At 35.6% G+C, this 7,203-nt stretch carries 6 protein-coding genes and 1 pseudogene; 2 read left to right on the top strand and 5 right to left on the bottom strand.

The window, feature by feature from the left end; genetic code table 11:
* The 3 genes and pseudogenes from B9N66_RS07705 to B9N66_RS07695 all read right to left on the bottom strand — a co-directional run.
* A partial coding sequence (locus B9N66_RS07705) for a LarC family nickel insertion protein (RefSeq protein WP_141083439.1) occupies positions 1–738 on the bottom strand: 738 nt, incomplete at its 3' end.
* Positions 739–791: 53 nt separating this feature from the next.
* A pseudogene (larA, locus tag B9N66_RS07700) lies at positions 792–1,682 on the bottom strand (nickel-dependent lactate racemase); the annotation flags it as partial.
* Between the two features lie 156 nt (positions 1,683–1,838).
* A complete protein-coding gene (locus B9N66_RS07695) occupies positions 1,839–2,510 on the bottom strand; it encodes an ISL3 family transposase (RefSeq protein WP_009295504.1) in 672 nt (223 codons plus the stop codon).
* Positions 2,511–2,562: 52 nt separating this feature from the next.
* Between B9N66_RS07695 and B9N66_RS07690 the strand changes: the two genes are divergently transcribed.
* Both B9N66_RS07690 and B9N66_RS07680 read left to right on the top strand, forming a co-directional pair.
* Positions 2,563–2,802: a restriction endonuclease gene (locus tag B9N66_RS07690; RefSeq protein WP_087580539.1), complete on the top strand. Its 240-nt coding sequence runs from the start codon at positions 2,563–2,565 to the stop codon at positions 2,800–2,802.
* A 303-nt stretch (positions 2,803–3,105) separates the two neighbouring features.
* Positions 3,106–4,320 (top strand): ATP-binding protein, encoded by a 1,215-nt coding sequence (locus B9N66_RS07680; RefSeq protein ID WP_009649509.1) that lies wholly within the window; start codon positions 3,106–3,108, stop codon positions 4,318–4,320.
* Between the two features lie 58 nt (positions 4,321–4,378).
* Here B9N66_RS07680 and B9N66_RS07675 read toward each other — a convergent pair whose 3' ends face one another.
* On the bottom strand, positions 4,379–6,832 hold the full coding sequence (locus B9N66_RS07675) for an aminotransferase (RefSeq protein WP_087580538.1): 2,454 nt from the start codon (positions 6,830–6,832) through the stop codon (positions 4,379–4,381).
* Positions 6,822–7,184, bottom strand: a complete 363-nt coding sequence (locus tag B9N66_RS07670) for a plasmid mobilization relaxosome protein MobC (protein ID WP_034965943.1) — start codon at positions 7,182–7,184, stop codon at positions 6,822–6,824. Before B9N66_RS07670 ends, B9N66_RS07675 begins: the two co-directional genes overlap by 11 nt.
* Positions 7,185–7,203 lie beyond the last annotated feature (19 nt).

The raw sequence follows: 7,203 nt of genomic DNA, 5'->3' as shown, positions 1-7,203 counted from the left end.
TTGCTCCCTTAAATTTAGTGCGCAGGCCTTTAAAATCGCCGCTCCTGTGGGCGTAGTCATCTCGAAATTCGCTCGCCCTAGGCTTACTTGCGCGCCTTTTAAAATTTCGCAAACCGCAGGCGCCGGTACGGTCAGCCTGCCGTGAGCGCAGTGCGCAAAACCGCCGCCAAGCTCGATAGGCGAAGCAAAAATTTGCGGCGCACCCAAGGCCTCCAAGCAAATAGCCGCACCCACTACGTCCGCGATGCTGTCCGCGGCGCCCACTTCGTGGAAATGTACTTGCTCTGCGCTAGTGCCGTGGATTTTGGCCTCGGCCTGCGCGATAACGCTAAAAATTTCGCTTGCCGTTTTTTTTACGAAAGCGCTTAGGCTAGAACCCTCGATAAGCTCTAAAATTTGCGTGAAATTTCGCGGACGAGGATGGTTTTGGGCGGGCTTATCTGCTCTAAATTCGGCGCCGTGAATTTTGCCGTTTAAATTTTGACGCGGGCTAAATTTAGCGCCTAAGAGGCCAAGCGGAAGCTGACCCCGATTTGCCGCGCAGACGACGTCTATTTTGGTTGCGGAGATACCGTGTTTTAGCACTTTGCGCTTGCGTAGGTAAAACTCGCTAGCTAAATTTAGCTTAGCAAGCTCGGCGCAAAGATAGCTAAAATCCGCGCCCAGATCCACCAGCGCGCCTAAATTCATATCTCCGCTAATACCGCAGCTAGCATCATAGTATAAAATTTTAGCCATACTTAAACCTTAGGCACAGTCATAGAGCCAAACGGCAAGATGACTATTTTTGCGTCCGCACCCTTTTGCGCCTGATAAAGGTCGACGTCCATCGGATAGGGCGCGACCGAGATCACGATATCTGCCTTGCGCGGAATATTTACGCAAAAGACCTCGTCTGCCTTTTTCACGCAGTCATAAAAACTATCGTTTAGATCGCCAGCACTTGCGTAATAGACGCCATGTTCGCTATCAAGCACGGTTTGTATAGAAAATACGTCGATATTTGAAAGCACCTTCATCGCATCGATCATATCTTCATGCACGGGGTTACCTTCAAGGCGCAGTGCCTGAGCGTCAGGACTAAGGGCTAGTTTGTGGTTTTGTGTGATGCTCTCGTATGATGCGGTGCCTGGCAAAAAGGCCTTTCTGCCGCCAGTATAGCCTGCAAAATAATGTGGCTCAACCGAGCCTATGACGATCACCTTTTTCGCCTCGGCTACGATTTTGTTTAGATACATCTGCGTGCCGTTTTTGCTCTCGCCTAAAAATACCATCTCATCATGCTTTGAGTCATGATCATGCACTTCATTTTTGGCTCTAATCTCAAGGCAAATTTCTTTAGAAAATATCATATTGTATTCGTCTAATGTTCCCTCTCTATGGCAGCCCGTGGCGATGATGAAAATTTTATTCTTATCGCGAATTTTTGGGTAAATTTGCTTTAAAATTTTAGCTGTAGGAGTCGGACGAGTGCCGTCGTTTACGATGATGACGATTTTTTCATCGCCAGCGATAAACTCATCAAAGCTTTTTTGATTTATCGGATTAGCTAGAGCCTTTGCGATGAGTGTCGTTTCGTCGAATTTAGTCACGGGGTTGGGGTTAAAAACTCTCAGTAAATTTTTTTCCGGAACGCTTAGGTCGATAATATCATCTTTGCCGTAGCGAATAGGAATTTGCACGTTTGCTCCTTAAGTATAATTATTAATTTTTTATCTTAGGATTATATATAAATTTTTCTTTTAAATGTATGTAAAAAGGGTATTCAATTTTTAAATTTATAGAGCGGATAAAATTTATTATGGTTCTTTGTCAATAGTGGGGGTGTAAAAACACCTCTATCTATTGCAAAGACGTAAATATATCAATTTTCTAAATCTTTCATAGTTTCTTAGTCCATAAGATACTCTTTTTATTACTTTTATTTTGTTGTTATTTCCTTCTACAAACCCATTGTTTATTTTATATTCTACTATATTTATTATCTCTTTTTTCCAACTTGTTATTGTATCTGCTAGTTTTATACTTTGCTTTATATTAAATACTCTCAATTTTTCAATTAATTGTTCTATTCTCCTTCTCATTGTCTTTACTGTCTTGCTCTCAAACATCTTGTAAAATTCTTTTATTATTCTATACATCTTTTTCAATGTCTTATCTACTTTTAATATCTCTTTTAATATTTCTTTTTGTCTTTGACTAAACTGACTTATTGGGCTTTTACTTAGTATTTTCCAATATTTTTTTAACTTCTTATACTTTTCATTGTCTTTGTTAAATAATTCTACTCTTAAATCTCTTAATGCCCATATCCCTTGTCTTATTACATGATATTTATCTGCTACTATTTGGGCCTGAACTATATTACTATTTATTACGCTTCTAAATGGCTTAAACATATCCATTACAACTACTTGTGGTTGTATTTCAAATTCGTTTATTATATTTTTTATTGTTTGTGAATGTCTATTTCTTAATATATCTACTAGTTTACGGTTTTTATCATACATCGCTAGCTGATATTTCTCTTTTTCTATATTTCCTTTAAATTCGTCTATATATATGACTGATGTATCTGGAGAGGTTTGTCTTTTTAGGGCGATTGCATTTTATGAGGGTGATATCAAGCACATTTATTTTGTCGCGGAGACTAAAGGGTCTATGAACTCTATGCAGCTTCGCCAAGTCGAAGAGTCCAAAATCCACTGCGCAAAGGAGCATTTTAAGGCTATAAGCAACGATAGCGTGGTCTATGACGTAGTGGATAGCTATAAATCACTACTGGATAAAGTTATGAGGTAAAAATTTATTGGGAAGTTAGGTCGCAATATAAAAGAGCCTGTGCAATATTCCAAAAATGGTTATTGTGCTGCTCCTTTTGAGGTAAAATTTGGCCACCATTTGTCAATATGAAAATCTGAGGTGATATTGCTTAAAACTCTACCAATAAAATACTCAGTGTGATGGAAAATCACAGTGACTGACTTAATCTTGCCAGTTTTAGTTCGAATTAAATTTAAATATACAATTATCTTAACCAAACCATCCTTGTAAATTTATATATATTGTAGTATTATACTCCTAAATATTTAAGGATAAAATACTATGTACATCAAACGAGCCGTAGCTGATGAGATAAAAGAGTATATGAAAAGCTTTCCTGTGCTTTTGATAAGCGGAGCTAGGCAAGTTGGCAAATCAACCCTTGCATTAAATTTAGATATACCAAATTACGTAACGCTTGACGATATTAATATATATGAATCCGCAAGAAACGACCCAAAAGGCTTTATAGAACACTGTAGTAAGCCTATCGTGATAGATGAGATACAAAGAGTTCCCATACTGCTTTTAGCTATAAAAGAATTTGTAGATAAAAACAGAACAAACGGTCAGTTCATACTAACCGGCTCTGCAAATTTAAAAGGCTTTAAAGATATATCAGACTCACTTGCTGGTAGGATAGGCATAGTGGAACTCTATCCGCTTTCTCAAAAAGAGTTAGGCCATAGTGATGAAAATTTGATAGATATTTTAAGTAGCGATATAGGCCATCTGGTGCTTAGAAAATATGACAACGACGGCTTATCTGAGAAGATCATAAACGGCGGCTACCCAGAGATCACAAAGATAAGCTCAGAGAAATCAAAATATCTCTGGTTTAGCTCATATATAAGAACATATATAGAATCAGACGCCAAAGAGATAGGCAACATCAGAAATATGGATAAATTTATCACTATGTACCGCCTATGTATGCTAAGAAGCGGCAACATCTTTAACAAAAACGAGCTATGTTTAGAGTCTGGGCTTGATAACAAGACCTTTGATAGCTATTTTAGCGTGCTTGAGCATACCTATCAGATCCAAAAGCTTCAGCCATACTTTAACAACGCTCTAAAAAGGCTCATAAAAACACCTAAAATTTTTGCTACAGACACAGGGGTGCTGGCACACTTACTTCAAATTTCTTCAGCGCAAGAGCTTGCAAATTCTTCATATAAAGGTGCCATATATGAGACGTTTGTATTTGATGAACTACTAAAGGCAAATACAAGTAGCAAAAAAAGAGCAAATATATATTATTATAGAACGAGCGATCAAAAAGAGATAGACTTTATACTTGAGATATCAGGTAAACTCATAGCCATAGAGGTCAAGTCCTCAAAAACAATCAGCAAAGATGACTTTAAACATATCTACCATCTAAAAGAGAATTTGCAAAGTAAATTTGACAAGGGCATAGTTTTTTATGCTGGAGATACGGCTATGAAGCTAGATGATGATATGTTTGCCTTGCCGTTTGGTTTTATGGGGTGAGAGATGGCCAAGAAGATATAATGCCAATAACTTGACCTCTATAACAGCTTACGATAATCTACCTTCCCAAACTATCATATCCTGACTTCACGTTTTGCTCTATAGCTTTTATCTCACTTGATTGTTGTTTTGATTGCTTTACTCCAAAGTTCTTATCAAGTCCTTGATCGTATAGCTCTTGCTTTGTTATTTTTAGTGAGTCAAATGATATATAATCATTTGCTAGAGAGATCTTATCTGTTTTATAACGCCCCTTTAGCTTATTAAAACCTTGCATATCTTGCCAATCTTTCATATAGGTTTTTATATTATAAATTAAGCCTTGATAGTTAATTTTAACTATATCTGACAGGTATTTTTTAAAGCCTTCAGTTCTATTTATAAAAGCTAAATAGTATCTATTTATATCTAGATGGTAATCGATGCCTTTTACGAAGCCTTCATATTCATTTTGTGTAATACCTAGCTTTTTAATGAGATCGTCATCATCATAAAATCTAGTTTTTATCTTTCTGGCTGCTTCATAAAATTTATCTCTAATGTAGATATATGGAGTATAGTGTCTATTTTGGCTAAAAGAGTAGGCTGTGTTTTCTTCTGGCAAGTAAAGATATCTGCCACTCTTGCAAGAAAGTATTTGATGATCTTTATATTTTTTAACCATAGTACTCTCGTCAAAGTATTCTATTAACTCTTTTATTGGAATCTTTGATGATATAGCTTGATAGCTTGTTCTTTTAATATGTGAGTTGGTATCTTTTGGCTCATGACCAAGCTCATATTTTCTTAGATTTTGTAAATTTTCCTCTATGGCTTTAACATCCATATTATTAATATCTGTTTTTAAGCCCGCATCTTCAATGGCTCTTGTATTATCAAAAGTTTTTCCACTAATGCTTATAACTTCAGATCCTGGCACTGGAGTGTAGTGAAATTTACTAGGATGCAAGCTGGAGTTATTTACTATGTTATATAACCCAAGCTCTCTTGTTATCTCTTTTATGTATTCATTATATTCATTTAAGCTTGGAGCATCTGTTGTGGGTATGATGAGTTTAAATTTCTCTACTTTTGCGTCTAGCGCTTGATAGGTGGTTGGGTATATGAAGCCTTTTATTCCTTTACTTTGTAGTAAATTTTGAGCATTATTTGCACTAAATTTAGAGTTATCTATATCATATATAAGCGTAGGAGTTATGCCATCAATACTGCTAGCTTCTTTACTTTTATCTTTAAAACTTGCCACTGATATAGCTGAATAGTTTTTAAGTATTGGTTTTAGGTTGTATGGCTCTATTTGTATCGTTTTCCAGCTATTTAGCACTTGAGTTTTTGGCTCTTGATTTTGTATGTTAAAGTCACTACTTACACTTAATGTTATCTTTGGCTCATTTTTATTAGCTTGAAGCTCTATAAGCATTTGCTCTAGCTCATTAACTACGTGAAACAACGCTCCTTTTCTGCCATTGTAGACTATCTTACACATTAGATCAGTTAGATTATAAGTTCCATTAAAACCATCCACTCTTACTTTATATTTGTCATTTACCATTTCAGGTTTTGCAGTGATGTTAAATTTTGCATTGATCATAGGCAAAAATTCTCTTATATCCACTGCATTAAGCCTCTTTGCTCTATCATAATAGTCTTTTTTGAAACTCTCATCTTCTTCTATCATTCTTAACAGATAATCAGCTGTAGAATTTTTAGCGTCAGCTAGCAGCTCTTCAACACTTATATTTTGCTCTTTTGTATTAGCTTTTGGCTCGATCACCACATCTGTTTCTATCTTTATCCGTGTATCTTTTTCTTTGCCTTTCTTAACCTTTTGTGCTGCACTTTTAAAGCTTTCATATTGTTTTTTTAGTTGGTCTTCATCCATACTTAAAGGCTCTATATTATTTAATCCATACTTGTTAGATAAGATGTCATTAACTACTCTTTTAAATTTCTCTGCTGATTTAGCCATAATAGCTTTTACTTGTTGCTTGGCTGCACCTTTTGTATATATAACTCCACCAGTTTTTACACTATGAGTAAATTTCATATTTTCAAAAGAGACTATTAGATGAATATGAGGCTCTCTTTTTAGTGGTTCACCGTTTTTATGTTTCTTGTTTAATGTTCTATTTTCTAGCGCCCCTTCTGGACGAGGAATATATGGTTCTTCTTTGATTATAGGCAAATGAGCTTCAGCATAAAAAAATAGCTCATCTATGTCGTGATTTGGGAAAGTGAGCCTCAAAAAGTCCATTATAAACTCATCTATATTGCCACTTTCATATAGTTTGTTCCACTCCTCTGAAGTAAATGACAAGGATATATGATAGTAGTTATGTTTCTTACTCTTTTTCTTGCTCTGGTGCTTTTCAGACATCTCAATAAGATCTAAATTTCCAGCCAGTGGCAATCTATCATCTTTTTCATCTCTAGTTAGCTTTGAATCTCTTTTCTTGCCAGTTTTTAGATAATCAGCTATGCCTTTTTCTCCCTTTGAGATCTTAACTATCATATCTACTCCTTATTAGGCTTAAAATTTCAGTTAGCACTGATTGAGTTTTGTACAAATCTTCTTGTGCTCGCAGTATCACTTCTAAATCTATATTACCACTGGTCTTATAAGCTATATTTAGTTTCTTTGCTATTTGATTAATGTTATTAAAAGGTCTAGAAAAATTTGCAAGGATTGCTGGATCTAGCTCCTTCTTTTTTATGGGTTCAGAGTTTGTAATTCCATTATCAATAAGATAGGAAATAATTTCTGATCTTGACATATCTAACTCTAAAGCTATTTTAGATAACTTATCATATTGTTGATAAGTGATCCTTGCGGAGAGCACCTTATCCTTGACATTTTTTGACATATGATATCCTTTCATAAAA

It is taken from the genome of Campylobacter concisus, assembly GCF_002165775.1.
GTDB lineage: Bacteria > Campylobacterota > Campylobacteria > Campylobacterales > Campylobacteraceae > Campylobacter_A > Campylobacter_A concisus_E.
This window is presented reverse-complemented; position numbering and strand designations above follow the sequence as displayed.

What these genes read in the sequence shown, in the direction of transcription:
- B9N66_RS07695 (WP_009295504.1), bottom strand. Translation starts at nt 2,510, where the DNA reads ATGTATGATAAAAACCGTAAACTAGTAGATATATTAAGAAATAGACAT.
- B9N66_RS07690 (WP_087580539.1), top strand. Translation starts at nt 2,563, where the DNA reads ATGACTGATGTATCTGGAGAGGTTTGTCTTTTTAGGGCGATTGCATTT.
- B9N66_RS07680 (WP_009649509.1), top strand. Translation starts at nt 3,106, where the DNA reads ATGTACATCAAACGAGCCGTAGCTGATGAGATAAAAGAGTATATGAAA.
- B9N66_RS07675 (WP_087580538.1), bottom strand. Translation starts at nt 6,832, where the DNA reads ATGATAGTTAAGATCTCAAAGGGAGAAAAAGGCATAGCTGATTATCTA.
- B9N66_RS07670 (WP_034965943.1), bottom strand. Translation starts at nt 7,184, where the DNA reads ATGTCAAAAAATGTCAAGGATAAGGTGCTCTCCGCAAGGATCACTTAT.